A 25,702-nucleotide genomic window follows, 5' to 3' on the forward strand; every position below is an offset into this window, starting at 1 on the left:
GGTTCCGGGCTCTTGTGCGGCGGTAGCCTCGGGCAGATCAGGACGACCACTAAGCCCGCCTGGCATTGCGTCAGGCGGGCTTAGTGCGTTCTGAGGGGGGGGGGTTTAATGTTCAGTTGGGTGAGGGGCTTCCACCCTCTGCGGCCTTGGCACTGGCATAAGCCAGAACCTCCGCCTCTGCGTGACGGCCAGGGCCACGCTCCAGCCCAGTAGCGGCGGGGCCGTTGTCGCCATCCCTCGCGGGATCTGGGGTTATGCGGACAGAACAGGCACCCACGCGCGGATCACGCGGCTTCCGTCCAGATCGCGGGCTAGGATCACATCCTGCCGCCGCGCGCTGGAAATCGGGACATCTCCCCCGAAATGGCGGCGCAGGATCATCAGCGCCTCATCCTCGCTCGCAGCGTCTCCAATGATCTGGGCCTTGTCGGTTGCGTCGCACACTGGGCGGCGCAGGCTACGATTTGGGTGATTCGGCATTTCTTGGCCTCACGCGTAGTAGGCGTAGCGCACGGCCTGGCCCTGAAATTCGGGCTCGGCCAACTCGCTGGTGCAGATGAACGACTTCCCCCAGCCGGTGAACCGCAGCGACGTGCCGCCAGGGCCGGCGATGGTCGCGGCAGGCTTCACCGCGGAATATTCGAGGTGCATCACGCGGCGCGTCCATTGGCGCGCAGCCGGCGTCGCGACCGGAAACTGAACTACGTTCTCGGCGGAGGCGGCCTGGGCGGCGGCGCGGCGGGCAGACTGTAGTGCGGCGAGGCGGCGATTGATGGTCTCAGCCTCGCGCTTGTTGCACCTGACAAACTGAACTAGGCCGGCGCGGCGGGTAAATGCGCTGCATGCGCCCATCGCGGCACAGACATCATCCAGCAGGTCGGGGCTTGAGAGGGTGACGGTGATTTCCGTCATGGTGCCGGCGCGGCCAGACTGAATTTCCAGCATTGTCTTCGTCCTGCCCCTGTGATCCGGCGAGGCGCCCGGTGTGAGAGGATATTGCTCTTGCGCTGCTGTATGGTCAACCGCAAATTGCGCTTCGACAGACAAGGCGCGAGCGGTGCATTTGTGCTATAAGTGCCTCCGGAAGGGGCTCCCGAGCGAAGCCGAACAGGATGCCGCGCTGCTGGCGGGCGGTGCCTCGCCCGAGGAGCTGGCCGAGGCCTACCGCGACGACTGCCGGAAGAAGCCCGAACAGCCCCAGCGCGACTACATCCCCGGCGCGGCGCGGGAGGGTGATGTGATCCTGGTGCCGCGGCTGGGCGTCCTGGCCACCTCCGACGCCGCTGCCCTGCGGTTCGCCGCTGCCATTGCCGAGCATGGCGCCACGCTGAAGGACGCCGGCACCGGCCGCACCTACCGCGTCCGACCCGAGGCCGCTCAGGACGTGGCCGATGCGCTGCGCCTGGCGGCTGACATGCGGGAGGATGAACGGCGCATCGTCCTGGCGCGGGCGCGATCCCATGTGAAGGCGCGGCCTGGCAAGGCGCCTGAGATGGATGAGGCGGAGCGCGCGCGGGCGGCGGTCTATTGGTTCGACCAGTCGCTGACCAATGCCGAGGCGGTGGAGAAGATCGGACGCCCGGAGCGGCTGATCTACCGCGCCTTGGGCAAGCGCCACCGGCCCGCCTTCGGCAAGATGACCAGCAAGAGGAGGTCGCCCCGTGCAACCTGAGAACAAGACGACCAGTCGCTGGGTGGTCCGCGACGAAAACGGGAATTGGGTCGAGACACACGCCTGCGAGACGCTGGAGCAGGCCATTCGCCTGTTCTGCCATCCATCGCTGCGGTGGGACGCCTATGAGGCAGACGGGTGGACGATCACCAGCGAACCGCTGGCGGCGCCGCTTGGCAAGGCGTCGGCTGCCAACATGGAGCCTGGTCTATGACGCAAGAAACGACCCGCTGCTGGCAATAGCGCGGGCATCTTGCTGCGGATCTGCGGTCCGCCGCTGGGTTGCGGCCAGATGCCGCCCTGAAACTGTGCTGTGGTTGCCAGATTAACCCGTTGATATCGCTATCGTCTCGGCCTTCAAGGCTGTAACACGGGTTCGAATCCCGTACGGGGCATTCCCTTCAAATCGCTATGAATTTCCCCCCTCGTCGGGGCCGCCTTGTTGGCTGTTGGCAGCCTGTTGGCAGGGCTCCGCGCGGCTTTTGCGGGCGGCGCGGCCGGTCACCCCGCTGAAGCGGCGGTCATTGGCGCCGGACAGGGCCTGGGTCAGCACCGGCGCGAAGGTCTCGGCCAGGGCTTCCTGCGCCTGGCGGGCCAGCGGGTAGTGGTCGACGCCGTCCAGGTAGACCTCCAAATTCGCATCGGTGCGGTGGCCGGTCAGGCTGCGGATGGCGCGGTTCTCAAAGCCCAGCATCTTCAGCGCCACCGGCCCCGTCGCGCGCAGCCCATGCAGCGTGTAGCGGTCCAGGCCCAGGATGCCGAGCAACCGCCGCAGCGTCTCCTGCGCGTTGCTGGTGGTCCAGGCCTCGCCGCGCGGGGTCACGAACAGCCGCTTCGGGTGGCGGTCCGCCATGGCGTTGAAGGCGGCGGCCAGGGCCTCGGGCACATGGATCAGCAGCGGCTCGCCGGTCTTCTGCTGCCCGAGGTTGAGCGTCGCGTTCGCCTGGTTCCATTGCCGCGATTCCAGCCGCGTCACGTCGCCGCCGCGCTGCGCGGTCAGCAGGTAGCCCACCAGCAGGCAGCGGAATTCGGGCGTCGCCGCGCGCAGCACCGCCACCAGCACCGCGGCCGGCCAGGGCCGGTGCGCCTTGACCGCCGGCTTCGGCACCTTCAGTCGGCGCGAGGTCTCCCAGTGGTTGGCGCCCAGCACGCCGGGCTGTAGCGTGCGGTACAGCCGCACCACGGAAATCATCCGGCTGCGCAGGCTGTTCCAGGCCACGGGCGCGGCGGCGTATTTCTCGCGCAGCGCCGCAATCCACGCCTCGTCGATTGCCGGCAGCGCCAGCGTGCCGAACTGCGCGCGGAACGGGTCCAGCACCCGCCGGTAATCGGTGCGGGTGTTCGCGGCATGCGCCAGGAAATCGGCGCTGGCCAGGTACAGCGTGATGGCGTCGTCCAGGGTGTGGCGGCCGGTGGTCCGCGGCGCCTGTGATTCGGTCGCCGCGCGCGCCGCCTCATAGGCCCGGATGAACGTGCCGGAGCCCTCCGGCCCCGGCAGCGGTGTCCTACGCCCGGCGCGCCGGTAGTAGAGGTAGGTCTGCCCGCCGGCGCCGCGTGTCCGTTCCAGGTGCGGCCACGGGTTGGAAATCGTTGAGCGCGCGCCGCGCGTCGGCTCTCGCTTGCTCAAGGCCTGATGCCTCCTCGATCTGCCAGAGGCGGGCCGCAAAGCCCTCCAATTCCTGACGGTGCCACAGTTTCAGCCCGGGTGACACTTCACGGCAGGGTGGGAGCAGCCCGGCCGCAACCAGCGCGCCGAACCGCGCGCGGGTGGTGCTGGTGAAGGCGCAGGCGGTCGCCTGGTCCATCAGCAGCGGCCAGCCCAGCGTGGGGCGCCTGGCGCTCATCCCGCCTCGCCCGCCCCCACCAGCCGGGCCAGCATGGCGCGCAGGCCGCGGCGGGTGGATCGCTGGCCGATGGCGCCGGCGGCGGCGATCGACAGGTCTCGCACGTAATCCGCGCGGGCCACCGCCTCCGCCGCCCGCTGGTTTGCCTCGCGCCGATCGGCGCCGCTGCTGCGGTCCGCCTGGTCGTAGTTCGCGTCCACGCGGTCGCGCAGCGCCTGTTCTGCCAGGCGGAGGCCGGCCAGGAAGCACCGCGCGGCCGGGTCTCCGCTGTGCTGGCGGATGGCGCGGGCGTCGCCGTCGTGGATGCTGCGGCGGGGTGCGGGGTTAGCCATCGGTGGCGTCCGGGGCGTTGGCGATCGCCAGCAGCACATCGGCATGGCAGGCCACGTCCGGCGGGCACCAGCAGCACAGGACGCGGCCGCGCAGTTCGGTGCGCGCCTCCTCGACCAGGGAGGGGTGTTTGGCGAGCCAGGCGCGGAAATGGGCGACGGCCAGGTAGTGCGCATCCTGCCGGTCGCGCGCCTGGACGATGCGGCCGCCGGCATCCGCGCAGCACCAGCCGACGCCGTCCACCGCCTCCGCCCGCCAGGGGTTGCCCCACTTGCTGGGGCGGGAGACGGTGACGGCGCCCGCCGGTAGCCGCCAGCCCTTGGTGCGCAGGCGCTGGATGCGGCGCGGGGTGTCAGTCATCGGCATCCTCCAGCCGGGACAGGCGCAGGTTGGTGCTGGCGCCGCTCATCACGCCAAGCGCGCGGCGCATGTCTTCGCGGGCGGCCTCCGCGCCGCGCTTCTGGCCGTCCGACAGGCCGCCCATGCGGCCATCGGACCAGCCCAGCAGATACAGCCTGACGGCCAATTGGATGGGGTCCACCTCGCCGGGCAGGGTGATGTCGTCGGCGGGATCGTCGGTGCCGCCGGAGACGTGGCGGGAGCCGGGCACCCACCACCAATCGTAGCCGCCGATCTGGAGGTGGATGGCGTCCTGTCCGGTGGGGCTCATGCCGGCACCTCGCGATGCTCGCGCCCGTCCAGAAGGGCGCCGGCGCGCTTCTTGCCGACGCGCTCCATCAGGCGGCAGGGGGTGCCGTCGTCCGGCAGATCGTCGGGATAGTTGAACACGTCGCCGTCGTGGTTGATGAACGCCGGCGCCGTCGCAGACCAGAAGATGGCGGCGGCTTCATCGCTTTCGGCTTCGATGCCGATAATTTCCGGAGCGCCTGGCCTCGAATACTCGCGCCACTCCCCCCATTGCTTGAAGAAGAACGGCACCTTGGCTTCTGCGCATTGGTCGCGCAGGCTGCGGTGCCAGTCGGGATGCGAGGGGCGCGCGGCGGGGCCGGATTCGCCGCCGGAGATGACCCAGTCGATGCGGCCGCGCGGCGCTATCGGGTCGCCGTCGCCGTCAAAATCGCCGGGCGCAATTCGGTAGAGCGGTCGAAGTTCTTCCCATCCCCCCGGCTGGTCCATCGGGTGAAGGCTCACCGGCCCCAGCAACGGCTCGCAGGACAGGAACCGCTTTGCCGCCGGCACCGCCAGCAGGTGCGGGATGCGGCGGTCGGCCTCGGCCTGGTTTTCGACCGTGGTGCCGAGCCACACGGTTGCCGGCGGGTGGCCGGAGATCCAGGCGGCGAGCCAAGCAACCAGGTCGTCGCGGCCGGTGCCCTGCGCCAGGCGCTCGAGCGCCGCCCGCAGGCGCGCCAGGATCATCTGCGGGCGCTTGGTCAGCAGCAGCCAATCGAGGTGTGGCGTCAGCCGGATCAGGTCCAGCAGGTCCGCTAGCCATTCGGCCGGCGCCTGGTTGTCGAACACGTCCGCCAGGCTGGCGCAGAACACGCGCGCCCGCTTGCCCTCCCGCTCCGCCCTGCGGTTCCACGCCGCCGGCTGGTGCCAGGTGCTGGCGGCGGTGCGGCGGCGCTCCGCCTGCGGGCCCCAGGCCACGCCCAGGCGGTTCGTGGCCAGCGCCTCAGCATAGCAGTGGTCGCAGCCGTGGCTCACCTTGGTGCAGCCGATCCACGGGTTGAAGGTGTGGTCGCACCATTCGATTGCGCTGTTCTCACCCATGGGCCGCAACCCTCCGCAGTACCGTCCCGACGATCGCGGCCAGCACCGCCAGGGCGGTGATGGCGATGCGCTGTTCCAGGCTCATGCCGGCGGCCTCCGCCCCTCGCGCAGGCGGGCGCGGGCCTCGGCGTTCTCCTGGCGGCGGCGGGCCGCCTTGCCTTGGGGCGTGGTCACCCACTCGGCGTAGCGGGCGTGGCGCGGGCACAGCTTGTGGCACACCGTCGTGCCCTCCTCCCGGCAGAGGCTTTCGCCGTTCCAGCCGCAGCCGGTTGCCGGCGCGGCGGGCGGCTGGGCGAGCTGCGCGGCGGCCAGTTCCTGGGGCGATCGCGCGGCGCGGTCAGCGGCCGGGCTTTCCCACCAGGCGTCGTATTCCTCCCGCCGCGGGCATTCGTGGGTGCAACTGCGCTTCAGGTCGTCCGGGCATTGGCTGGCGCCATCCCACGGGCAGGTGTGCGCCGGCGGCGGGGCATCGGCGGGCGGGGCGGGGACCATTTCCCTGGTGTCAGGAAAATGTTCGGACGGGGCCTCGGCCGGCGGTGCGGGTTCCGGTGCCGCCGGCGACGGCCGCAGCCCCAGGCGTTCCATCTGCGCCTGCCATTCGCCCAGGCCGCAGTACGCGGTGTCTTCCCTGTCCCCCTCCACCCAGCCGCAATCGCACTGCTTGTGGCCGGCCGCGCGGTCGCATTCGGGCGGGGGTTCCAGTTCCGGGCGCGGCGCGCCGAACCGGGCTTCCGGCAGGCGGAGGTCCGGCACGGCGCCCGTCAGCGCCTGGCGCAGCCCGGCAACCTTGCCGCTGTCCTTGATGCCGGCACCCACGGCAATCTCCCGCAGCAGGTCGCCGGACATGGCGGCCAGCAACTCCGCCCGGTCCAGGCGGGGCAGGGTGGCGTCGGCGCGGACCAGCTCGCCAATCCACTCCGCCGCGTCGCCGCTGCCATTGCCGGCCTTGGTGCCGTCGCAGATCAGGATGCGGGCCACCGCCTCCCGCGCGATGCGTTCCAGCCGGTCGTACAGGCCGAAGGGCTGCGGCTGGTCCAGGGCCGCGAAGGTGGCGGCGGCGATGTCCCCGAACAGGGTGGGGCTGAACTTGCTGCCCACCTCGCCATGCACGGTGACGTTGCGGGCGGAAAGGGCCAGCAGCAGCAGCGCCAGCGGCGGCACCGGCGGGGCGCGGTCGCGCAGCGCGGCGCGCAGGCCATCGGTGCGCAGCGCCGCCAGCAATTCCCGCCCCGCCTGCGTCAGGCGCGGCTTGGCGGGCGGATCGGGCGGCGGCGGCAGGGGCGGCGCTTCGTGGTCGGCGTCTTCTTCGGGCGATTCCGCTTCCGCGTCGCCGGCGCTGGCCGTGGCTGGCGCGGGGGCGGGCGTGGTGTCGGCGGTGGCCTGCGGCTTGGCGGCGGCGGATTGCAGCCGGCCATCCTGGGACAGCCACAGGAAGCCGACGGCGCCACGGGGCGGCTTGCCGTCCGCGTGGCGCCAACCCCACAGGCGGTCCCAGCCCTGCGGCAGGCGCGGGTGGCCGTGCTTGTCGAGGTCGGCCACGCGCAGCCGGCCCTTGGAATCGGCCGCCATCTGCGCCAGCGCGGCGCGCTGCGCGGCCATGAAGCCGGCCTTGTCGTGGGTGGTGAACTGCCACTCCGTGCCAGGTTCGGCGAACAGGTCTTCCTCGAACACCACGCCGGCCGTGGCGGTGTCGAACACTGCCCATTCGCGCGGCGTCCGGTCATCCTGGCAGGCCTCGGCCACGTTCCACCAACAGGGCTGCGCCATGCCGGCCTGGGCGCGCATGGCGGCGGCCTGCACATCCAGCGGGGCCTGGGCGATGCTGGCCAGTTCCTCGGCGTCCGGCAGGCCGTGCGCCTCGATCGCCGCCAGCACGTCCGGGTGCAGGCGGCCCAGCTTGTCCAGGCGCTGGGCGGTGCGGTGCGGGATGCCCAGCGCCTCCGCCGCGCCGTCCAGGGACCAGCCGAGGGACTGCATTTCGCGGATGGCGCGCCACTGATCCGTGGGCGCCATCGCCGCGCGCTGCATGTTCTCCGCGGCCTCGATGGCGGCGGAGTCGGCGTCCGACAGGTCGGCGCGGTCGATGGCGGGCACGGTGTCCAGCCCGGCGGCCTGCGCCGCGCGCAGCCGGCGGCGTCCGGCCACCAGCACATACATGCCGGCCTCCGCCGGATGCGCGCGGACGATGATGGGCTGCAGGATGCCCAGCGCGCGGATGCTGCCCAGCAGGCCGGCATCCTGTTCCTGCGTGGTGGCGGCGCGGCGCAGGCCCTGCGTCGGCACCACGATGCTGCCGGGCCGGATCTGCAGCGCGGCGGCGTGGTTCGGCGTGCTCATGCGTCACCCGGCACGGCGGCGTCGTAGAGGGTCGTCAGCTCGGCGACGTAGGCTTCGGCCTCCGCCAGGCTGGCAAATTCCATGATCCCGCTGAAATCCTCGTGCGGCATGCGCACCGCAAAGACATCCGGCAGGCGCTGGGCGCGCTGGACGCAGACGATGTCCAGCACGCCGGTGATTTCGAGCGCCTCCTCCATGCTCTCGCGCCAGTCATCGCTGTCGAATTCAGCAAACATGTCCGGCTTCGGTGCGGCGCCATGATCCTCGGCCGGCGCGCCGGCGGCGCGGTCCAGGCGCTCGATCTCCGCCACCAGCAGGGCGGCGGCGGCCAGCAGGCTGTCCCGGCGGGGCTGGCACAGGTAGCCGACGCCCTCGAACGGGTAGAGCGCGGCCGCCAGGCCGCGCCGCTGCTGCAACGCACGGCGTTTCATGCCGTGCGTCGTCGCGGCGGCGGCGTAGGCGGCGGCGGCCAGCGCCAGCTCGCCGCCGGTGTGCGCGTCGTCGTGCGCGGCATCGTAGCCGTGCGCCACCTGGCCGCGACGGCGGGCGGCGATCTGTTGGAGAATCTCGTTCATCGTGTCGGGCTCCACGGCCTGGGGGTCAGCGTGTACGGGGTGCCGGCCAGCAGCTGGCGGGCGGCGTCGATCCGGTCGGCGCTGCCGGCCGTGTCCTTCACCAGCACCAGCGCCTGGTCATTGCCGAGGCGCTGCCGCCCTGGGACGGGCCAGGGCGGCAGCGCCGATGCTGCGCATCTCGGGCGGCGGCCAGGCGCGGCGCTGGGTCATGCGGCGCTGCGCTGCTGGCGCAGGATCTCGCGCGCCTCCGCCGCCCAGTTGGAGACGTCGGACAGCGGCAGGCCCATCTCCTCCGCGACGGTGCGGCCGGACATGCCGGCCAGCAGCAGCTTCATGGCCTCCGCCTTGTGCGGGTTCTCCGCCGGCAGCGTGGCGCGGTGCATCTTGCCATCGGCGGCACCGTCACGCGGCGCGGCCGGCAGCGGAGGCGCGGCCGGCGGGCGTGGGCGCTTAAGGCCCATGTAGCCGGCATGCGCGATGCACTGTTCGATGGTCGCGGCGGGCCCGGGCAGGGCGTTGATGGCGGCCGCCATGGCTGCGTCGTCGCGCGCGCCGAACATGCTGGCGATGACGGCCTTGCGCTCCGGCGTCCACTTCACGGGCGCGGGCGCGGGCGGCGGTGCCTCGGCCGCCGCGGCTCGCGCATCGGCCTGTGCTGCTGCCTGGCGCGCCGCCGCATCGAAGGCATCCAAGCGAGACGCCGGAAGGCCCAGCGCGACCGCCGCCTTGCGGATGGCGCTGTAGTTCATGCGCGGCCGGGGCGGCCGCCGGTCGTCGGCCTCCGCCAGGCGCGTCGCGATCTGTTCCACGGTCATGTCGCGGTCCGGCCAGGTGGCGCGCAGCGCCTCGATCTGCGCCTCGCACAGGTCGCGGTCGGGTGGCGGCTCCGCGACGGCCTGCAGGGCTTCCACCTGCTGCGCCCCGGCCGGGGGAGGTTCGGCCGGCAGGCTCTGCCCGGGTGCGCCGGCGGCCTCGGCCTCCGCGCTGACCGGCTCGGGCGCCGGGGTCTCGGGCACCTGGATGGCGGGGATCGCCTCGGCCCAGGCCGGCAGACCGGCCTGCGGGGTCCAGGTTGGGTCGGCGGCATCCGGCCCCGGCGGCGCGGCCCGCACCACCGGCGCGCCGTTGCGCAGCGTCCAGCTGTCGTCCGCCGGCAGGGCTGGCGCGGCCTCCTCAGGCGCGGGGCCGGGTGGCGGCGCCGGAGCGGGCGCGGTCGCGGCCTGGGCCAGCTCGTCCACCGCGATGCTGGCCATCACGGCGGCGCCGCGCAGCAGGGCATTGCCGGCCGGCCCGGCCTCGCGCAGCAGGGCCTGGATCGTATCCTGGCGCACGCGCATGCGGTCCAGCGCGGTCATGCCAGCCACCCTCCGGCCAGGATGCCGAGCGCCGTCAGTCCCGCCAGCAGGGTGGCCAGGAACAGCGTGGCCAGCACCGCGTCCCGCGCGCGCTGGGCGAATGGCCTGCGCTGCCGCGGGCTCATGCGGAGATCCTCCGCGCCGGGGTCTGCGCCGGGCGCAGCTGCGCCACCGCATGCGGATCGTGCAGCCATGCCACGGGCACGTGCCGGTCCACCGCGCCGGACGGAAACCGCACCTCCGCATAGTCCGGCGCGGTGCAGCCCGGCGGCACCAGCCATGCCAGCACCTGGCCGTGGCCGCGGTTGTCCGTGGGGCTGCCCGCCGCGACATAGGCGACGGCGCCGAAGGCATCGCGCAGGATGCGCTGCGGACGGGTGACATAGGCGCCGGCCGGCTCCGGCAGCGGCACGCGCTGGCGCGGTTCGCCGGCCAGGTGCTGCAGGTAGACGATCTGGGTCATGCTGTGCCGGCCTCCATCCGGCTGAGGTCGATGGCGCAGTCGCGCGGCGAGCGGGAAATGCTCATGGCAGCGGCGTCTCCTTCATCGGAACCGGGGCGACGATGGGGGCCAGGGCGCGCGCGCGGCGGATGGCGAGGCGCGTCATGCAGGCGGCGGACAGGCCCGGCGCGACGCAAACCTTGGCCAGATGGTCCGAGGCGATGACGACGGCTTCCAGCTGGTCCGCCAGGGTCAGCAGCAGGTCGGCGGCCGCCGGGTTGCCGCTGCCGGCGATGCGGCGGATGGCGATGTCCACCCGGATCACCGCGGCCAGCGCCTCCAGCTCCGCGCTCATGCGGCCAGCGGCGCCAGCGCCGCCTCCTCCACGATGCGGAAGCAGCGCTTGGGGTGCAGGCGCATCTGGTCCAGCGCGTAGGCCTGCACCACGGCGCGGCCGTGCACGCGGAAATCGTCGCGAGCGATCTCCGCGCCGCGCTCGTCGTGCCAGATGACGATGAAGCGGGTCATGGCGCGGGCGCCGCGGGCGCAAGCGCGGCGCGCAACTTGCGCCATGCCTCGTCCACCCCACCCAGATAGGTGTCCGACCCCGCCGCCTGGGGGCCGTCGCGGAACAGGCCGGACAGGGCGGCATCCATGGCGCGCGCGGCCTCGCGCAGCGCGGCGTCTGGCTCTGGAGCCTGCATCACGCTGCGGCCTGCGCAGCGGCGGCCAGCAGCAGCGGGCCGCACAGGCTCTCCGGAACGCGGAAATCCGGCTCGACGCGGAGCGGCGTGGAGGTGGCAAGGGCGGGCAAGGTCGCCTCCGTCGTTTGACGCAGGCGAAAATATCAGGCTCGCTTAAATAATCAAATGGAAAAATTCAGCGGCCCTGAAACTCAGTCTTCGGGGCGGGCCTTTGGTGGGCGGCCGCGCCGGGCCCTCGGCAGGGGTGCGGGCGCCTGCTCCTCGCGAAAGCCGGGCCGGCCGGCCTGGTCTTCGTGCAGGAAGGCGGGGCGCGGTTCGTCCGGGTCGTGACCCAGCGTGTGGCGCAGGCGCCGGGCGGACAGCGGGGCGCCCGGGCGCGCGCCGAGGGAGACCAGTGCCTGCACCAGGTTGAGAGACATGGCGCCAGGATCGGCCATGTAGATCCAGTCCAGCGATACGCCGTGCCGGCGCTTGAGCGCGCACATCACATGCAGGTCGGGCGGATGCTTTTCCTGTTCCCATTGGTTCAGGCGCTGGGTGCTGATGCCAATGGACGCCGCGAACGCGGTCTGGCGTTCGAACCCCAGGGCTAGGCGGATCGCGGCCAGCCTATCGCCGCACCCGACGACCAGTTCCGAGAAGGGCGTGGCCTTGGTTTCCATGGCCAGATGGGTAGCAAGGCCGGCTGATGAATGCCTTTCAGTTCGGCGCTTGATTTTTTTAAGCGAGCCTGAAATGCTGCTTGCATGAAGGTCAAACTCCTCGTGGTCGGGCTGGGCGGGAACAAGGCGGTTGGCGAGCGCTGTGGCGTGAGCCAAGCGGCGGTCTCCAACTGGATCGCGGCCGACGCCATCCCTGCCGAGCATCACCTGGTCCTCTGGGAAATGGCGCTGGCGGCCAAAGTGGAATGGACGCCGCCTGGCGCCGAGGGCCTGCGCGACATGTTGCGCACGCCCTCGGCAACCGCGGTTGCGGCCTAGCCGTGGCGGGTCTGCGACATCCTCTGCCGGTGATAGGCTACGTCGCGGGTGGCGCGTTCGATGGCGTAGGCCTCGCTCAGCGGCTGGCCGGCGCGGCGCGCTTCCAGCAACAGCCGGAAGGCGGTGCTGGCCACCTCCTCCTCCAGGCTCTCGCGCAGGCGGGCCAGCACCGGGGCCATCTCGGCGCGCAGCGCGGCGCTCTGCACGGCCTCCAGGATCGCGGGCAGCGCCGTCTGCAGCGAAGCCTGTTCTTCCGCCGCCGCGGCCTGATCGTCGACGCGCAGGCCGATGGCAGCGAACAGGGTGATCAGGATGCCGAAGCAGGCGGCGTCGATGCCGATCATCAGCAGCGCCCGCTCCGCCACGTCGCGGTCGCCCAGGTTCTGCAGCGCCAGCAGCACGCCGCCGGCCGAGGCCACCAGGCCGATCACGATGCCGGCGTTGCCCAGGAAGCGCAGGAAGGCGCCGCGTGTGGCCTGGCGCCGTGGCGCCTCCGCGTGGCGACGGACGGTCGCGCGGATGAACAGGGCGATGACCAGCGCGGTCAGGGCCAGGACAGCAAGGGTGCTCAAGGTCATGTCACGTCCTCACGGGGTCAGGGCTTCAATGGCCATGCGGCTGATGCGCTGCCGGGCCTCGAAGCACCGCTCGGCGCGGCGCGCTTCGGCCTGAATCATCAGCGCCAGGGCCGCGCCCTGGACCGCATCGCGCCAGCGTGGATCGGGCACCCCGGCCTCAATCCGCGCCAGCAGGCGCGGGGCCAGAATCTCCGCGGCCACGCCCAACTCCGCCTCGCTGCTGCAGTAGTTCCGCGCAACAGCCAGGGCGGCCAGGTCGGCCGCCAGGCGCAGCGCAGTCCAGCCAAAGGCCGGAACGTCGCCCAAGCTGCCATAGGCCTGCGGGGGTGCCGGCTGGGCGCGTGGCGCGCCTGCCAGGGCAAGGCCCGCCAGGGCGGCCAAGGCCAGGGTGCGGGGCAGGTTCATCTCATCTCCCTCCGTTGCGAGGGCGGCACCATAGCGCGTCGTCACCATGCCGGGGACGAAACCATGCGCCGTTATCTCGCACATGCGAAATCCATTTCGGAGCGTCATGGATGAACCGCCGTGGGCTTTTCGCCACCATCCTTGCGGGGCTGGCGCGGCCGGCCTCGCCGGCGCCGGCACCGGATGCGGAGCTGCGCGCGCTGGTCGAGCAGATCCGCCACGCCACCACGGTGACGGTGGATGGCGCGCTGTACCCGCGCAGCTTCGACCAGCACGCCCGGCTGAACCGGGCGCAGCTGCGTCGCGTCCGGGGCGTCATCGCCGCCGATGTGGCAGAGGCCAGCGCCTGGCGCGCGGGTCAGAACCCGCCGGCGATGCCGGACCTGCCGATCCTCAGCGCCGATTGCAGCGAGGCCGGCACGTCCGTGCCGAACCTGGCGCGGAACCGCCGCTCGGCCTCCCTGAGCAGCGAGGCCCATTCGTCGGAGCCTTCCTGCTGCCTGCCCAGCGCCATCACCAGCCCCAGCAGCTCCGCCAGCGCGGCGATCTCCGCGCGCAGCGCGGATGCGGTCTCGTCATCCATCCCTTCCTCCATGGTCGGTCTCGGCAACCCCATGGTGGAGGCATCGGGGGCGGGTCCGCAACGACCGGCCCCCGATGCCGGCCTCTGCCCCATCCGCAGGCTGCGCCCGCTGGCGCAGATGCGCGGCGCCGTGATGGCGTCCGGGGCGTGCGGCCATGAGCCCCAGCCTGCCTGCCCGGAGGTCGCCCCATGAAGTCCGACAGCCTCGCGGATTACGAAAGGGCGGCCCAGAAGACCGCCTTCCACCTGCTGGTGGAACGGGTCGGCGGCTATGACCTGGCGGCGATGATCGCCGGGCGCGCCGCCTCAGTCCTGCACGGCTACGGCAATCTGCACCACGCCAGCTTCGCCCCCGTGGATGTGGTGGTGCGGCTGGAACGCGCCTTCGTCGCCATGGGCGGCCGGCCGCTGGTCTCCGCCCTCATGGCGCGCCAGGTGGGCTACCAGCAGATCCCGGTGGAGGTCGGCAGCGGGGAGCTGGGCCGCGCCGCCGCCGCGCTGCTGCGGGAAGCGGCGGAGCTGGCGGCGGCGCATCTGGAAGCCATGGAAGACGGGGCGCTGACGGATGCGGAGCGCGCGACGCTGGCGGAGCATCTGGACAGCCTGATGGATGCCGCCACGCGCTGCCGCGGCATCCTCGGCGGACCGCCGCTGCCGATCGCCGCCAAGGGGGCGCGCCCATGCGCCGCCTGATGCTGCTGGCGCTGGTCGCCAGTCTGCCCGCCGCCGCGCACCAGGCGCCCTCCGGCTGGGACTATGACCAGGATTGCTGCCACACGCGGGACTGCGCGCCGGTGCCGGATGGCGCGGTGGCGGAGGTTGCGGGCGGCTACCGGGTGCGGGTGATGCCGGGCAGTCACCCGATGCTGCCGCCCGGCGCGCCGCCCGTGGATGCCTTCGTGCCGCATGGCGACCGGCGCATCCGCGTCTCCGGCGACGAGGATCGGCATGCCTGCCTGAGCCGGGGCGGCGCCGTGCTGTGTGTCTATGTGCCGCCGGGCGGGGTGTAGGCCCGTGGCGCGCAACCAGATGCGCCCGTCCGCGCGGATCTCCCGCCGGGGCGCAGGGGCGGCCGGTGCCGCACCGGCGGTGAGCCTTCGGGCAATGACCCACGCCGGCCGCCCCACCCCTCCCCATGGCCGCCTGGGGGTACACGGCGGTGGACGTTTCCTCCCTGAAACTGGCCCGGCGGGGCTTCGTGCCTCGCCGGGCCGCCTTTTTGGGTGGAGGTGCGTCCGATGATCGGGGCGGAGGAGCACCTGGCGCCAGGGGCGGGCGGCGTGATGTCCGCGCCGGTGCTGACCGAGCCCGCCCGCGGCGATGCGCAGTATGCGCTGAACCTTCTGGATGTCGGCCTGGCCGATCTGGCGGATCATATCCTGTCCTTCCGGCAGGAAGCCGCGCTGCAGCCGGCGCGGGCGCTGCTGCGCGCCGGTGATGCCGCGGGCTGCGCGGCGCGGCTGCGGGAGATGCTGGGCGCATGACGCCATCGCCGCGCGAACCGGCCGAGGCGCTGCGTCTGCCCGCCGTCTCCGCGGAACGGCTGGATGCCGTGCTGCGCGCTGCCGGCACCAACCTGCTGCCGGCGCTGGCGGTGCTGATCTGCGCCCTCGGCTTCCTGATCGCCCGCGCCACGGCGCCGAAGGCGCGCAAGGCGGTTCTGGCCGGGGTGCAGATCGGGCTGGTGCGGTCCATCGGCCTGCATGGCAGGGCGGAGGGGCAGGGTTGACCGGCCGCCTGCCCGAATCCGTCCTGGCGGAGATCCGCGCGCGGCTGCCGCTGGAAGCGGTGGTCGGACGGCGGGTGCAGCTGAAGCGCCGCGGGCTGCGCTATTCCGGCCTCTGCCCCTTCCATGGCGAGCGGACGCCGAGTTTCGAGGTCCGCGCGGACCGCTTCACCTTCCATTGCTACGGCTGCGGCGCGCATGGCGATGTCTTTGCGTTCGTGATGCAGACCGAAGGCTGCGACTTCCGGGAAGCGGTGGCGCGCTGCGCCGAGGAAGCCGGCATGAAGCTGGACCTGGCGCCCGGGGAACGGCGCGAGGCGCTGCCGCCGCCGCCGCCCCCGCCGCCGCCCGTCGATCGCAGCGCGGATATCCGGCGCGCGGCGGAGTTGTGGCGCGCGGCGCGGCCGATCCGCCTCGGCCAGCCCGCGCAACTCTATCTGGCCGGGCGCCGCCTGTGGCCGCTGCCCAGCGGCGCCGCCGCCGTGCTGCGGGAGACGGATCTCGAGCACCGGGAGACCGGGCGGGCGATCCATCCCGTGATGCTGGCGAAGGTGCAGGCGGCGGATGGTGCGCTGTGCGCCGTGCACCGCACCTATCTGGCGCCGGCGCCCGGCGGCGGCTTCGGGAAGCTGGGCGGCGTGGATAGCGCGAAGCGGGTCTTCGGGCCGCTGCCGCGCGGCGCCGCCATCCGGCTGGGCCCGGATGCCCCGGCGATGGGCGTGGCGGAGGGCATCGAGACCAGCCTGGCCGGCGCCGCGCTGTTCGGCCGGCCGGTGTGGAGCGCGATCTCCGCCGGCGGCATCGAAGGGTTCGAGCCGCCGGAGGCCTGCACGGATCTGCTGGTGCTGGCGGATCGCGACAAGCCGCGGCGCAAGCCGTGGCGGCCGGAGGGCCAGGGGCTGCATTCGGCGCGCGTACTGCAGGGCCGGATGGTGGAAGCCGGCCTCGCCGCCACCATCCGCGTCCCGGTGCCGCCGGCGGAGGATTACGCGGACGTGCTGATGATGCGGGGGAGGGCGGCGTGATGCAGATTATTCTGGCTGTGTCGATGTTGGGCGCTATCGGCGCGCTGGCCGTCTTGCTGCGGGCTTCGCGCCAGCTCGACGGGTTCATCGTCGTGGTGATGGTCGTCGGCGTCCTGACCATGCTGCTGATCGTAGTGGACGAAGTGCGGAAGCTGGTCGCCTGACATGACCGCCCGCGTCATCCGCCCCGCCTTCGGCGGCGCCACTGCCCCGCGCCCGCCGGAGGATGACATTCCCTTCGATCGCGAAGTCACCGGCCCGGCTCCCGCGCCCCCCGACGACGATGATCGCCCCGGTGGCGGTGGCGGCGGCGGCGGCCCGCCCGGTGCCGGCGGCGCCGAGGATGGCGCGCATTTTGGCCCCGTGGTGCCGATCGGCGTCACCACCCGCAAGGGCGCCACGGCCTATGCGCTGCTGGATGCCAACGGCCTGCAGGTGGTGCATTCGGCGCGGGACCTGTACCAGCGCGCCGTCATCAAGTCGCTGTTCGGCGGCCAGTCCGCCACTGAATTCCTGATCGGCCATTGGCCGCTGCCACCACGCGGCAAGCGGGCCTCGCCCACCGATTACGATGCGGAGCTGGTGGGCGACGCGCTGATGTCCGCCTGTTCCGCGGCCGGCCATGCCGGCGCGGTGGAGCTGCGCCTGGATGGCGTCTGGCCGCATGGCAAGGGCGTGCTGTTCCATGCGGGGACGGAAGTGCTGCTGCCGGGCCCCGAAGGGCGGTGGGATGAAGCCCGGCGCCCCGGCTTCCGCGATGGCCGCGCCATCTACGTCTTCGCGCCGGAGCGGCGGGAGCCGCCGGCCGCCGAGCCCGCCCTGCGCGCGGAGGTCGCGGACCTGGAAGAGGCCTTCCGCATGTGGGCCTTCGCCTCGCCAGTCGGGCCCCAGGTGCTGGTCGGGCTGGTCTGCTGCGGGCTGCTGGGGGCCGCGATTCCGTGGCGGCCGCACGTGTTCCTGCGCGGGGTGAAGGATGCCGGCAAATCCACGCTGGCGCGCCTGGTCGCCGCCGCCTGCGGTGCCGGGGAGCCCTCCACGGACATCACCGCCGCCGGCCTGAAGCGGCAATTCGATGGTCGCTCCGGACTCATCCCGCTGGATGAGCGGGAGGCCGATGCCCGCGGCGTGAAGCAGATCGTCGAGATCATGCGCGGCAGCTCCGACGGGGAAGGCAGCAAGTCCGCGCAGACCGCGCTGGATGGCGGGGTGCAGGTGTTCCGCGTGGCGGGCTCCTTCCTCCTCGCCGCCATCACGCTGCCGTCGATGACGGATGCCGATGCCAGCCGCATCACCCTGCTGCATCTGCGCCGGCCGGAGGCGCGGCAGCGCGCCGATCTGGACGCGGCCATGCAGCTGGCCCGCGACCTGCACCCGAAGCTGCTGGCCCGCGCGCTGGGCGGCCATGGGCGGTGGCGGGAGAACTGGCAGGTGGCGCGCCAGGTGGCGCAGGGGATGGAGGGCACCTCGCGCTCCGCGGACCAGATCGGCGCGCTGGTCGCCGGCTGGTGGACCCTGGCGCGGGACGGGGTGATGGCGCCGGACAAGGCGCGGGAGGTGATGGCGCCCTATGAGGAATTCCTCACCACGCGCAGCGCGGCGGAGTTCACGGACACCGGATTCCTGGTGCTGCAGCACCTGCTCGGCTCGCGCATCGCAGTGTTCCGCCGCAGCTCGGACCAGCTGACGGTGCAGAGCGCCATCATCGCCAGCCTGCGGGCGCAGGTGCCGTTGATGAGCGACCGCCTGCATGGGGAGGCGCGCGACATGGCGCAGGATCAGGCACGGGCCTGGGACCGGCGCCTGGGGTCGGTGGGGCTGCGGGCGGTGTTCGACCCGCATGGCTCCATGAAAGGGTGGCCCTTCCCCGGGGCGCGCACGGCGGGGCTGCTGATCGGCCAGGCGCACAGCGCCATGCGGGCGGTGTTCCACGGATCGCCCTGGCCCGATGAAGCCTGGCGCGGCCCCCTCCTCGACCTCCCCGGCGCGCAGCTCAGCAGGGGGCCGGTGAGCTTCGCCCATGGCGGGCAGAGCCGGGCCGTCTTCGTGCCGCTGGTGCATCTGGGCATCGATGACGCCGACCTGGTGGGGGTCGATCCCGTGGACCCGTAACCGCGTAACCGCCCGCGTAACCGCGTCTGTAACCGCCAAGGCTTTGAAAAGGCTCGCTTGGTTACAGGTTACGGCATTTCGCGCGCGCGCGTGTGGGTGAGTGGGTCGGCCCCTATTGGGCGTTTTCTCATGAGAAGGGTCACAGACCCCGTAACTTGTAACCTACCTAATCTTATCAAGGGGATAGAGGTTACAGAGGCGGTTACGGGGCTGGTTACGCGGTTACAGGAGGGCGGGATGGCGGCGAAGCGAAGCATGGTGGGGGTCATCCAGGCGGGCGGCGCCTATGTGACCCCGGATGCGGTGGCGGCCCAGGCCATGTGTCGGGCCATCGATGCGGGTGCGCGGCCGCGGGCGCCGGAGAAGCGCAGCCTCGGCCATGTCATCCACGATCTGCACGAGGCCGGGCGGCTGCGCGACGAACAGCTGCGGGCGGCGGAGGACATCGAAGCCTATGCGGCGGGCTGGGTGCTGCCCCTCGGCGCCGGGCGGCTGCATGACCGGGTGGATGGCGGCGGCGGTGCGGCCGCTATGGAGCCGCCATCGGTCCGGCTCCGCGCCGTGCGCTATCGCAGCTGGGCCGGCTGGGCAGAGGCGCAGCCGGTGCGCGGTGACCTCCGGCTGCTGCAGGTGACGCTGGATGTCTGCCTGCGCGGCTGGACTCCGTGGCACCTCCGGCAGGTCTACCGCATCAGCGATGTCCGCGCGCTGCGCCTGATCCAGGCCAGCCTGCTGGAATACGCGGTTCGCGCGGGCTGGGTGGACGCCGCACGCGCCGCTTGACGCGCCGTGGGGTGAGGCGGTATCCGTTCGGCATGATGGAGTCGCGCGCCCGGCCGGGGAAACCCGAGCCGGGCGCTTCCATTTCCAGCCCTCCGCCCCGCCCAGGCCCATGGGTCCCTCTGGCCGCCGCGCAAATACGGTGACCGAAGGCGTCCGAATTCGCTAGTTGAGGGGTCACGAAATTGGGTTACGGGTCATGACCGCCGTGACGGGTGACGGTGACGATCTCCCGGAGACCTTCGCGGCCTTCGCGCTGCGGATCGGCAAGTCGCGGCCCTACGTGTCCAAGTTGGTGGCGGAGGGCAGGATCTCCGCGGCGTCCCTGACCGCCGATCGGAAGATCGTCCCGCGCCTGGCGCTGGCGGACATCGAGGCCGCGGCCGATCCGGCGCGGGCGAAGGCGAGCGCGGTGCCACCAGCGGCCGAGGCGGATGGCACCTTCGCGCATCAGCGCGCCCGCAAGACGCGCGCCGATGCCGACCGCGCCGAGCTGGAACTGCAGGCGCGGCGTGGCGAGCTGGTGGAGCGCGCGACCATCGCCGCCACGCTCGGCCCCTGGGTGCGCGAGCTGCGCGACAACGTGCTGGCTGTGCCCCGCGACACGGTGCTGGACGCCGTGCAGGCCTCCGCCCTGGAGGATGGGATCAACGACGTGTTCGAAGCATTCGCCGCCCGCCTGTCCGGCCTGGCGGCAGGGGGAATGAATGGAGGCGCTGCCACCGGCTGACGACAGCGCACGCTTCCTGGCGCGACTGTTCGCCGAAGGCATCCGCCCCGACCCGCGCCGCACTGTCTCCGCCTGGGCGGAGGCCGAGCGGGTGGTAAGCGAAGGCAGTTCCCAGGGCCGCTGGCGCAATGAGCGCGCGCCCTACCTGACGGAGGTGATGGACCGCTGCAGCCTGCGCGACCCGACGCGGCGCGTCACGCTGCTGGGCTCCGCCCAGTGCGGCAAGACGCAGGTGGGGCTGAACTTCTGCGGCCAGGTGTTGAGCGAGACGCCGGCCGATGTGCTGGTGCTGCTGCCGACTGAAGCCAGCATGCGGATGTACAACCGCGACAAGCTGGACCGGATGATCCAGGCCAGCCCGGCGCTGATGCGCGCGGTGGCGGAGGTGACGGACCGCACCGGCGAGGAAAGCACGAAATACTTCAAGCGCGGCGCACGCGGCGCGCAGGTTGAAATTGGCAACGCCGGCTCCTCCCGCGACCTGCAAAGCCGCACGGTCCGCGCGCTGCTGGCCGAGGAAGTGTCCGAATTCGAGGAGGATGTGGGCGGTCGCGGTGACCCGTTGGAACAAGGCCTGGCGCGCACGATCCAGTGGCGCCGGCGCGGGCACAAGGAGATCCTGATCTCCACCCCCGGCATCAAGGGGCACTGCCGGATCACCAAGAGCTACGACGAAGGCAGCCGCGCCACCTTCCATGTGCCCTGCCCGCATTGCCAGCATGAGCAGGAGCTGGTCTTCGCGAACCTGCGCTGGCCCGCGGGAAAGCCGGCGGCGGCCGAGTACCACTGTGCCGAATGCGGCCAGGCGATCGCCGAGACCGCGAAGCGGGACATGCTGCGGCGAGGCCGCTGGGTGCACGAGCGCCCGGATATGATCCCGCTGAATGCCAGCTACCGGATCAACACGCTGTACAGCCCCTTCACGCCTTGGGCCGACCTCGCGGCCGAGGCGGAGAAGGTGGAGGCCGATCCGTCGAAGGCGAAGGTCTTCGCGCAGCAATGGCTGGGCGAGGCCTTCGACGAAGCCTTCGACCTGCCTAAGGCGGAGATCCTGCTGGCGCGCGGTGACACCTGGCCGGTGCGGCGCATCCCGCCGGGGGTGCTGTTCCTGACCGGCGCCACCGACGTGCAGGGCGACTTCCTGGCCTGGGCGGTGTGGGGTTTTGACAGGCATTTTGGCCAGTGGCTGATCGACACGGGCGTGCTGCAGGGCGACCCGACGCAGGATGAGGTGTGGCTGCGGCACGAAGCACTGCTGACCCGCACCTGGCGCGATGCTTGGGGGCGCGAGGTGGCGCCGCAAGCCTGGGGCGTCGATTCGGGCTATCTGTCCGGCCACGTCTACCGGCATGTGATGCTGCAGGCCGGCCGCCGGGCCTTCCAGGTGATGGCGCTGGACGGCCGCGAGGGCTGGCGCCTGCCGCCGCTGGGCAAGGAGGTCTGGCGGCCCATCCGGGGCCCCGGGCAGGAGCATATCGATCCCAAGCTGCTGCCGAAATGCCCGATCTATCCGGTCGGCACCTGGGACCTGAAGTCGGAGATCGCCTCCGCCCTGCGGCTGACGGAGATCGGGCCCGGGCGGGAAGGCTGGCCGGTCGGCGCGCTGCGCTGGAACGGCCAGATGGTCGACCGCGCCTGGGTCGATGAGCTGCTGGCCGAACGCTTTGTGGAAGACCCACGCAGCGGCATCCGCAAATGGAAGCGCCTGGCCGCACGCAACGAGGCCTTCGATCTGGCCGTCTACACGCGGGCGCTGGCACGGGCCATGGCGCTGCCGATGACGGAGGCCGACTGGGCGGCGCTGATCGCCAGCACCCAGGGCGCTCCGCAGGCCGCGCAGGGCGACCTGATGGCGCTGATGACGCCCGGCCTGGTGGCGCAGGCGGAGGCCGCGCGGGCCGAGATGGCCGCGCGGGATGGACGCAACGCGGCGGAGCCCGAGGCCCCGCCGCCCAACATGACCGCGTGGGGGCCTGCGCCAAGCTGGGGCGGCGCTTCCGCCTGGTGAGGAACCCCGATGTCGACATTCACGGTGGCGCAGCTGGCGGCCATGAAGGCGCAGTATGCGCGTGGCGTGCTGCGCGTGACGACGCCGGATGGCACCACGGTGCAGTACGAAAGCCTGGATGCCCTCGGCCGGGCCATATCGCAGGTGGAGGCGGAGCTGGTGAATGCCGGGCTGCTGACGCCGCCGGGAGGCCCCGCGCTGCGCTACGGCGTCTGGGACCGGTGCTGATCCGATGCCCGTGCTGGAACGGCTGATCGAATGGTGGAACCCTGCCGCGGCGCATGAGCGTGCGGTGCATCGCCTGCATCTGGACCAGCTGCGCGGCTACCAGTCGGGCGAGGCGGGGCGCCTGACGCAGGATTGGATGCCCACCGGCGTATCGCCAAACCAAGCGCAGCAGCTCGGCGCGCATCTGACGCTGCGCCGGTCGCGTGACATGGGGCGGAACAATGCCTGGGCCGCCGCCATCTATCGCCGCCTGCCGGCGGCGATCGTCGGCTACCAGGTGACCGCGGGGGTGACGGCCGAGGGCAAGCGCGCCCGCCAGGCCGTGGCCGATGACTGGGCATGGTTCCGCGACCAGGGCAATGCCGCGGGCCCGCGCGGGCCGAACTGGGACGCCGAGGTGGCGCGCATGGTGCGCACGGTGGTCGAGGCCGGCGACTGCCTGATCGTGTGGAACTTCCGTCCGGCGTCGGAGGGGCGGCGCATTCCGCTCACCTGGCGCGCGCTGCCGCCGGACTATGTCGACGCTACGCGGATCCAACCCAGCAGCCCGGACAATGCTGTGATTGGCGGCGCCGAGGTGACGCCGGAGGGCCTGACGGCGGGATGGTGGCTCTATGAGCGCCACCCGCTGGACACGCTGCATGGAAGGCCGGTGCAAAGCCGCTTCTACGCGGCGGAGCATGTCGACCTGCTTTATGAGCCGCTGTGGCTCGGCCAGCGCCGCGGCGTGCCCTGGCTGGCGCCGGTGGCGGTCGACCTCGATGACCAGGCGCAGTACGAGAAGGCGGCGCTGTGGAAGGCGCGCATGGCGGCAAGCTTCGGTCTCATCCGCAGGCGGGCTGGCATGGCGGGGTCGCAGCTTGGCCAGGCGGGAAAGGATGCCAAGGGGCGGGACACGCTGAAGCTGTCGCCGGCGGCGATCCTGGATCTGCCGCCGGGCGACGAGATGACGCAGATCACGCCGCCGGCCGACGACAACTTCCGCACATTCTGGGAGACGCGGAATTTTGCCATCGCGGCCGGCGTCGGCCTGCCGGTGCACATGGTCTCCGGCGATCTGAGCAAGGCGAACTACAGCAGCCTGCGCGAGGGCAAGCTGCTGTTCTGGGACCTGGTCGACCAGTGGCAGTGGCACATGGTCTATGACCAGCTGCTGCGCAGCGCCTGGCGGCGCTTTGGGGAAGCCCGCTTCGCCGCTGGCCGTACCACCGGCGGCATCCTGCCCGGCGTCGAATGGGCCTTTCCGAAGCGTCCCTGGGTGGATCCGGCGAAGGATATCGCCGCGGTGGAAGCGGAGCTGGACCTGGGCCTGACGACCTGGCCGGATTCGGTCGCCGCGCGCGGCATGGATCCGGAAGAACAGGCGGCCCGGATCGAACAGTGGAACCCGCGCCTGGTTGAGCTCGGCATGCCGGTTGGCCGCGGCCGAGTGCAACGGCCGAAGGCGACCACGGCGACGGCGGCGACCGATCCGGCCGCCGTCGAAGGCGCGCAGCCGCAAACCTGAGAGGACAGCATCATGCCCGATGGCCACGCGCCCCCGCCCGGGAGCGCCAGGATCCTGCGCGCGCCGCGGCAGGAAGACGGCGCCGCGACGCGGCTGCTGGAGGATGTCCGCCTTGCTTTCGCGCCGGCGACCTATGACGCGGAGGCCGGCGAGGTTGACGTGGTGTGGTCCACCGGCGTCGCTGTGCGCCGCTACGACTGGTGGAGCGGCGAATACTACGACGAGGAGCTGGACCTGGCCGGCGCGGATCTGGCGCGCCTGCAGGCCGGCGCGCCGCTGCTGCTGGACCATTGGTCCAGCGTCCGCAACCTGGTGGGCAGCGTGGCGCCGGGCAGCGTGAAGGTGGAGCGCGGCCAGGGCACCGCCCGGCTGCGCTTCGATCGCAGCGGCGAGGAAGGGCAGATGGCGGAGGCCAAGGTGGCCGGGGGCCATCTGCGCCACGTCTCGATCGGCTACCGCGTCCAGACCTGGGAGAAGGTGGAAGCCCAGGGCCAGGTGCCGCGCTGGATCGCGCGCGCCTGGGAACCCTTCGAGATCAGCCTGGTGCCGGTGCCCGCCGATGCGGGGGCCGGCACGCGCGCCGTCGATGGCGGCCCGAATCCCCCACCCCAGTCCAACCGGGCGCCCGGCGCCCCTATCCCGGAGGGCCAGATGGCCGACGAGACCACGCAGCCGGACGCGAACGCGGCCGAGAAGCCCGATGACATCCGCAAGGCGGAGCGTGCGCGCGTCGCCGAGATCCGCCGGCGGGCGCGCTCGCTCGGCCTGGCCGAGCCGCTGATCGACGAGATGTGCGACGGCGGCCTGACGGTGGAGGCCGCGGCCATCCGCATGACGGACGAGCTGGCCAAGCGCACGCCGACGCCGCCGCCGGCGAACCCGCGCGCGGAGATCGGCCAGGACCACACGGATCCGGCCGCCGTGCGCGATGCGATGGCGCAGGCCATCGCTGCCGCCAACCAGCCGAGCTTCAAGCCGACCAATGCGCGCGCGGCCGCGCCGCCGATCGCGGCGGACCTGTCCCTTGGCGGGCTGATGGTCGGCATGCCGGCCTATGGTGGCGTGGTGTTGGACAACGCCCTGCATGGCATGCTGGACCTGCAGATGGCGTGCCATCAGCGCGGCATCCCGTTCGGCTACATCACGGTGCGGAACGAAAGCCTGGTGCAGCGGGCGCGCAATCGCTGCGTCGCAGAGTTCCTGGCACAGCCCGGCTATTCGCACCTGCTGTTCGTGGACGCGGATGTCGGCTTCACGGCGGATGCCGTGTTCCGGCTGCTGGCGCATGACGTGCCGCTGATCGGCGGCCTCTACCGGAGGAAGACCCTGACCGCCAGCGACTGGTGCTGGAACCGGCTGGCGCCGGACCAGGAGAAGCGGAACCCGGCCACCGGCGCCATCTCCTGCGCGGCCGTCGGCACCGGCTTCCTGCTCATCCGGCGGGACGTCATCAACCGCATGATTCGCGCCACGCTGACCCGCCGCAAGAAGGGCGGCCCGCTGGTCAGCCCGCTGCGCTACCTGGCGGGGCCTGGTGAGCCGGGCGCCTGGCGCGAGCACACCTATGCGCTGTTCGATTGCTGGATCGACGAGACCGGCAATTACCTGTCGGAGGATTTCGCCTTCTGCCGCCGCTGGCGTGACCTGGGCGGCGATGTCTGGGCCGATCCGGCGGTGCAGCTGAGCCATTCCGGCACCGCCACATTCGAAGGCGATGCCTGGGGAGACCTTCGGTGAGCGATGCCATTGCGCAGATGCTGCGCGACCTGACGGCCGACCCGAATGTTGGCGTGGACGCCACCTGGATCTCCGCCGCCGGCGGCCCGCCCCGCACCATCCGGGTGGTGCCGTCCAATCCCAGCGAGGCCATCCCCGGCCTTGGCGCCGCCGGCGCGCGCGGCATCGCGGCGCGGGTGACGATGGCCGCCGACGCGCTGCCCTCCCCGCCGCAGCACGGCGACCTGCTGGCCTATGGCGGCGGGAACTACGTGGTGGAACGGGCGGACCCCGACCCGCGCGGCGCAAGCTTCTTCCTGCTGCTGAAGGCCTGATG

Annotated in this window: 36 protein-coding genes; 18 read left to right on the plus strand and 18 right to left on the minus strand. The window is 72.1% G+C overall.

Annotated elements, in window-relative coordinates:
- Nucleotides 1–252: 252 nt before the first annotated feature.
- Both HEQ75_RS28885 and HEQ75_RS21555 read right to left on the minus strand, forming a co-directional pair.
- Nucleotides 253–381 carry a hypothetical protein gene (locus tag HEQ75_RS28885; protein ID WP_268887794.1) on the minus strand — a complete coding sequence of 43 codons (129 nt, stop codon included), beginning with the start codon at nt 379–381 and terminating at the stop codon, nt 253–255.
- Nucleotides 382–489: 108 nt separating this feature from the next.
- Nucleotides 490–945 (minus strand): hypothetical protein, encoded by a 456-nt coding sequence (locus HEQ75_RS21555; protein WP_168034188.1) that lies wholly within the window; start codon nt 943–945, stop codon nt 490–492.
- A 112-nt stretch (nt 946–1,057) separates the two neighbouring features.
- Here HEQ75_RS21555 and HEQ75_RS21560 point away from each other — a divergent pair, with 112 nt between their 5' ends.
- Both HEQ75_RS21560 and HEQ75_RS21565 read left to right on the plus strand, forming a co-directional pair.
- Nucleotides 1,058–1,672, plus strand: coding sequence for a hypothetical protein (locus HEQ75_RS21560; RefSeq protein ID WP_168034189.1), 615 nt, complete (start codon nt 1,058–1,060; stop codon nt 1,670–1,672).
- Nucleotides 1,662–1,886, plus strand: coding sequence for a hypothetical protein (locus tag HEQ75_RS21565; RefSeq protein ID WP_168034190.1), 225 nt, complete (start codon nt 1,662–1,664; stop codon nt 1,884–1,886). The genes HEQ75_RS21560 and HEQ75_RS21565 overlap by 11 nt, the downstream gene beginning before the upstream one ends.
- A 195-nt stretch (nt 1,887–2,081) precedes the next feature.
- Here the strand turns inward: HEQ75_RS21565 and HEQ75_RS21570 are convergent, their stop codons facing one another.
- The 14 genes from HEQ75_RS21570 to HEQ75_RS21630 all read right to left on the minus strand — a co-directional run bounded on the left by HEQ75_RS21570 (nt 2,082) and on the right by HEQ75_RS21630 (nt 11,652).
- Entirely contained in the window at nt 2,082–3,299 is a 1,218-nt protein-coding gene (locus tag HEQ75_RS21570) for a tyrosine-type recombinase/integrase (protein WP_168034191.1), read from the minus strand.
- 213 nt (nt 3,300–3,512) lie between these two features.
- Entirely contained in the window at nt 3,513–3,848 is a 336-nt protein-coding gene (locus HEQ75_RS21575) for a hypothetical protein (RefSeq protein ID WP_168034192.1), read from the minus strand.
- Nucleotides 3,841–4,206 (minus strand): DUF4326 domain-containing protein, encoded by a 366-nt coding sequence (locus HEQ75_RS21580; RefSeq protein WP_168034193.1) that lies wholly within the window; start codon nt 4,204–4,206, stop codon nt 3,841–3,843. Before HEQ75_RS21580 ends, HEQ75_RS21575 begins: the two co-directional genes overlap by 8 nt.
- A complete protein-coding gene (locus HEQ75_RS21585) occupies nt 4,199–4,516 on the minus strand; it encodes a hypothetical protein (RefSeq protein WP_168034194.1) in 318 nt (105 codons plus the stop codon). Before HEQ75_RS21585 ends, HEQ75_RS21580 begins: the two co-directional genes overlap by 8 nt.
- Nucleotides 4,513–5,577 carry a phage Gp37/Gp68 family protein gene (locus tag HEQ75_RS21590; protein WP_168034195.1) on the minus strand — a complete coding sequence of 355 codons (1,065 nt, stop codon included), beginning with the start codon at nt 5,575–5,577 and terminating at the stop codon, nt 4,513–4,515. The genes HEQ75_RS21585 and HEQ75_RS21590 overlap by 4 nt, the downstream gene beginning before the upstream one ends.
- Before the next feature lie 81 nt (nt 5,578–5,658).
- Nucleotides 5,659–7,914 carry a ParB/RepB/Spo0J family partition protein gene (locus HEQ75_RS21595; RefSeq protein ID WP_168034196.1) on the minus strand — a complete coding sequence of 752 codons (2,256 nt, stop codon included), beginning with the start codon at nt 7,912–7,914 and terminating at the stop codon, nt 5,659–5,661.
- Nucleotides 7,911–8,489 carry a hypothetical protein gene (locus HEQ75_RS21600; RefSeq protein ID WP_168034197.1) on the minus strand — a complete coding sequence of 193 codons (579 nt, stop codon included), beginning with the start codon at nt 8,487–8,489 and terminating at the stop codon, nt 7,911–7,913. Before HEQ75_RS21600 ends, HEQ75_RS21595 begins: the two co-directional genes overlap by 4 nt.
- 206 nt (nt 8,490–8,695) lie before the next feature.
- Nucleotides 8,696–9,844: a hypothetical protein gene (locus HEQ75_RS21605; RefSeq protein ID WP_168034198.1), complete on the minus strand. Its 1,149-nt coding sequence runs from the start codon at nt 9,842–9,844 to the stop codon at nt 8,696–8,698.
- A complete protein-coding gene (locus HEQ75_RS28890) occupies nt 9,841–9,969 on the minus strand; it encodes a hypothetical protein (protein ID WP_268887795.1) in 129 nt (42 codons plus the stop codon). Before HEQ75_RS28890 ends, HEQ75_RS21605 begins: the two co-directional genes overlap by 4 nt.
- Nucleotides 9,966–10,307, minus strand: a complete 342-nt coding sequence (locus HEQ75_RS21610; RefSeq protein WP_168034199.1) for a hypothetical protein — start codon at nt 10,305–10,307, stop codon at nt 9,966–9,968. The genes HEQ75_RS28890 and HEQ75_RS21610 overlap by 4 nt, the downstream gene beginning before the upstream one ends.
- Nucleotides 10,308–10,368: 61 nt before the next feature.
- Nucleotides 10,369–10,641 carry a hypothetical protein gene (locus HEQ75_RS21615; protein WP_168034200.1) on the minus strand — a complete coding sequence of 91 codons (273 nt, stop codon included), beginning with the start codon at nt 10,639–10,641 and terminating at the stop codon, nt 10,369–10,371.
- Nucleotides 10,638–10,814 carry a hypothetical protein gene (locus HEQ75_RS21620; protein WP_168034201.1) on the minus strand — a complete coding sequence of 59 codons (177 nt, stop codon included), beginning with the start codon at nt 10,812–10,814 and terminating at the stop codon, nt 10,638–10,640. Before HEQ75_RS21620 ends, HEQ75_RS21615 begins: the two co-directional genes overlap by 4 nt.
- Entirely contained in the window at nt 10,811–10,990 is a 180-nt protein-coding gene (locus tag HEQ75_RS21625; protein ID WP_168034202.1) for a hypothetical protein, read from the minus strand. The genes HEQ75_RS21620 and HEQ75_RS21625 overlap by 4 nt, the downstream gene beginning before the upstream one ends.
- Nucleotides 10,991–11,181: 191 nt before the next feature.
- Nucleotides 11,182–11,652 (minus strand): helix-turn-helix domain-containing protein, encoded by a 471-nt coding sequence (locus tag HEQ75_RS21630; RefSeq protein ID WP_168034203.1) that lies wholly within the window; start codon nt 11,650–11,652, stop codon nt 11,182–11,184.
- Nucleotides 11,653–11,736: 84 nt separating this feature from the next.
- On the opposite strand from HEQ75_RS21630, the gene HEQ75_RS21635 reads away from it, so the two are divergent.
- A complete protein-coding gene (locus tag HEQ75_RS21635; RefSeq protein ID WP_168034204.1) occupies nt 11,737–11,970 on the plus strand; it encodes a helix-turn-helix domain-containing protein in 234 nt (77 codons plus the stop codon).
- Here HEQ75_RS21635 and HEQ75_RS21640 read toward each other — a convergent pair.
- Together HEQ75_RS21640 and HEQ75_RS21645 are read right to left on the minus strand one after the other, a co-directional pair.
- Entirely contained in the window at nt 11,967–12,542 is a 576-nt protein-coding gene (locus HEQ75_RS21640; RefSeq protein WP_168034205.1) for a hypothetical protein, read from the minus strand. The genes HEQ75_RS21635 and HEQ75_RS21640 overlap by 4 nt on opposite strands.
- 15 nt (nt 12,543–12,557) lie before the next feature.
- Nucleotides 12,558–13,037 (minus strand): hypothetical protein, encoded by a 480-nt coding sequence (locus tag HEQ75_RS21645; protein WP_168034206.1) that lies wholly within the window; start codon nt 13,035–13,037, stop codon nt 12,558–12,560.
- Nucleotides 13,038–13,063: 26 nt separating this feature from the next.
- Here HEQ75_RS21645 and HEQ75_RS21650 point away from each other — a divergent pair, with 26 nt between their 5' ends.
- The 15 genes from HEQ75_RS21650 to HEQ75_RS21715 all read left to right on the plus strand — a co-directional run bounded on the left by HEQ75_RS21650 (nt 13,064) and on the right by HEQ75_RS21715 (nt 25,700).
- Nucleotides 13,064–13,729: a hypothetical protein gene (locus HEQ75_RS21650; protein ID WP_168034207.1), complete on the plus strand. Its 666-nt coding sequence runs from the start codon at nt 13,064–13,066 to the stop codon at nt 13,727–13,729.
- Entirely contained in the window at nt 13,726–14,229 is a 504-nt protein-coding gene (locus tag HEQ75_RS21655) for a hypothetical protein (protein ID WP_168034208.1), read from the plus strand. The genes HEQ75_RS21650 and HEQ75_RS21655 overlap by 4 nt, the downstream gene beginning before the upstream one ends.
- The gene (locus tag HEQ75_RS21660; RefSeq protein ID WP_168034209.1) at nt 14,217–14,546 is read left to right on the plus strand and encodes a hypothetical protein; all 330 of its coding nucleotides are present in this window, start codon (nt 14,217–14,219) and stop codon (nt 14,544–14,546) included. The genes HEQ75_RS21655 and HEQ75_RS21660 overlap by 13 nt, the downstream gene beginning before the upstream one ends.
- 228 nt (nt 14,547–14,774) lie before the next feature.
- Entirely contained in the window at nt 14,775–15,020 is a 246-nt protein-coding gene (locus HEQ75_RS21665) for a hypothetical protein (RefSeq protein ID WP_168034210.1), read from the plus strand.
- Nucleotides 15,017–15,265, plus strand: coding sequence for a hypothetical protein (locus HEQ75_RS28425; RefSeq protein ID WP_235962039.1), 249 nt, complete (start codon nt 15,017–15,019; stop codon nt 15,263–15,265). The genes HEQ75_RS21665 and HEQ75_RS28425 overlap by 4 nt, the downstream gene beginning before the upstream one ends.
- Nucleotides 15,262–16,287, plus strand: a complete 1,026-nt coding sequence (locus HEQ75_RS21670) for a CHC2 zinc finger domain-containing protein (RefSeq protein ID WP_235962040.1) — start codon at nt 15,262–15,264, stop codon at nt 16,285–16,287. Before HEQ75_RS28425 ends, HEQ75_RS21670 begins: the two co-directional genes overlap by 4 nt.
- Nucleotides 16,287–16,451 (plus strand): hypothetical protein, encoded by a 165-nt coding sequence (locus HEQ75_RS21675; protein WP_168034212.1) that lies wholly within the window; start codon nt 16,287–16,289, stop codon nt 16,449–16,451. Before HEQ75_RS21670 ends, HEQ75_RS21675 begins: the two co-directional genes overlap by 1 nt.
- A 1-nt stretch (nt 16,452) precedes the next feature.
- Nucleotides 16,453–18,396 (plus strand): hypothetical protein, encoded by a 1,944-nt coding sequence (locus HEQ75_RS21680; RefSeq protein ID WP_168034213.1) that lies wholly within the window; start codon nt 16,453–16,455, stop codon nt 18,394–18,396.
- A 237-nt stretch (nt 18,397–18,633) separates the two neighbouring features.
- Nucleotides 18,634–19,179: a hypothetical protein gene (locus HEQ75_RS21685; RefSeq protein WP_168034214.1), complete on the plus strand. Its 546-nt coding sequence runs from the start codon at nt 18,634–18,636 to the stop codon at nt 19,177–19,179.
- A gap of 196 nt (nt 19,180–19,375) precedes the next feature.
- Nucleotides 19,376–19,906 (plus strand): terminase small subunit, encoded by a 531-nt coding sequence (locus tag HEQ75_RS21690; protein WP_168034215.1) that lies wholly within the window; start codon nt 19,376–19,378, stop codon nt 19,904–19,906.
- On the plus strand, nt 19,884–21,914 hold the full coding sequence (locus HEQ75_RS21695) for a phage terminase large subunit family protein (protein WP_168034216.1): 2,031 nt from the start codon (nt 19,884–19,886) through the stop codon (nt 21,912–21,914). The genes HEQ75_RS21690 and HEQ75_RS21695 overlap by 23 nt, the downstream gene beginning before the upstream one ends.
- A 9-nt stretch (nt 21,915–21,923) precedes the next feature.
- On the plus strand, nt 21,924–22,142 hold the full coding sequence (locus tag HEQ75_RS21700) for a phage head-tail joining protein (RefSeq protein WP_168034217.1): 219 nt from the start codon (nt 21,924–21,926) through the stop codon (nt 22,140–22,142).
- 4 nt (nt 22,143–22,146) lie between these two features.
- Nucleotides 22,147–23,649: a phage portal protein gene (locus HEQ75_RS21705; protein ID WP_168034218.1), complete on the plus strand. Its 1,503-nt coding sequence runs from the start codon at nt 22,147–22,149 to the stop codon at nt 23,647–23,649.
- Nucleotides 23,650–23,661: 12 nt separating this feature from the next.
- A complete protein-coding gene (locus HEQ75_RS21710) occupies nt 23,662–25,386 on the plus strand; it encodes an HK97 family phage prohead protease (RefSeq protein WP_168034219.1) in 1,725 nt (574 codons plus the stop codon).
- The gene (locus HEQ75_RS21715) at nt 25,383–25,700 is read left to right on the plus strand and encodes a head-tail joining protein (protein WP_168034220.1); all 318 of its coding nucleotides are present in this window, start codon (nt 25,383–25,385) and stop codon (nt 25,698–25,700) included. The genes HEQ75_RS21710 and HEQ75_RS21715 overlap by 4 nt, the downstream gene beginning before the upstream one ends.
- Nucleotides 25,701–25,702: the final 2 nt, after the last annotated feature.

The sequence above is a fragment of the Falsiroseomonas selenitidurans genome (assembly GCF_012103215.1).
GTDB classification, from domain to species: Bacteria; Pseudomonadota; Alphaproteobacteria; order Acetobacterales; family Acetobacteraceae; genus Falsiroseomonas; species Falsiroseomonas selenitidurans.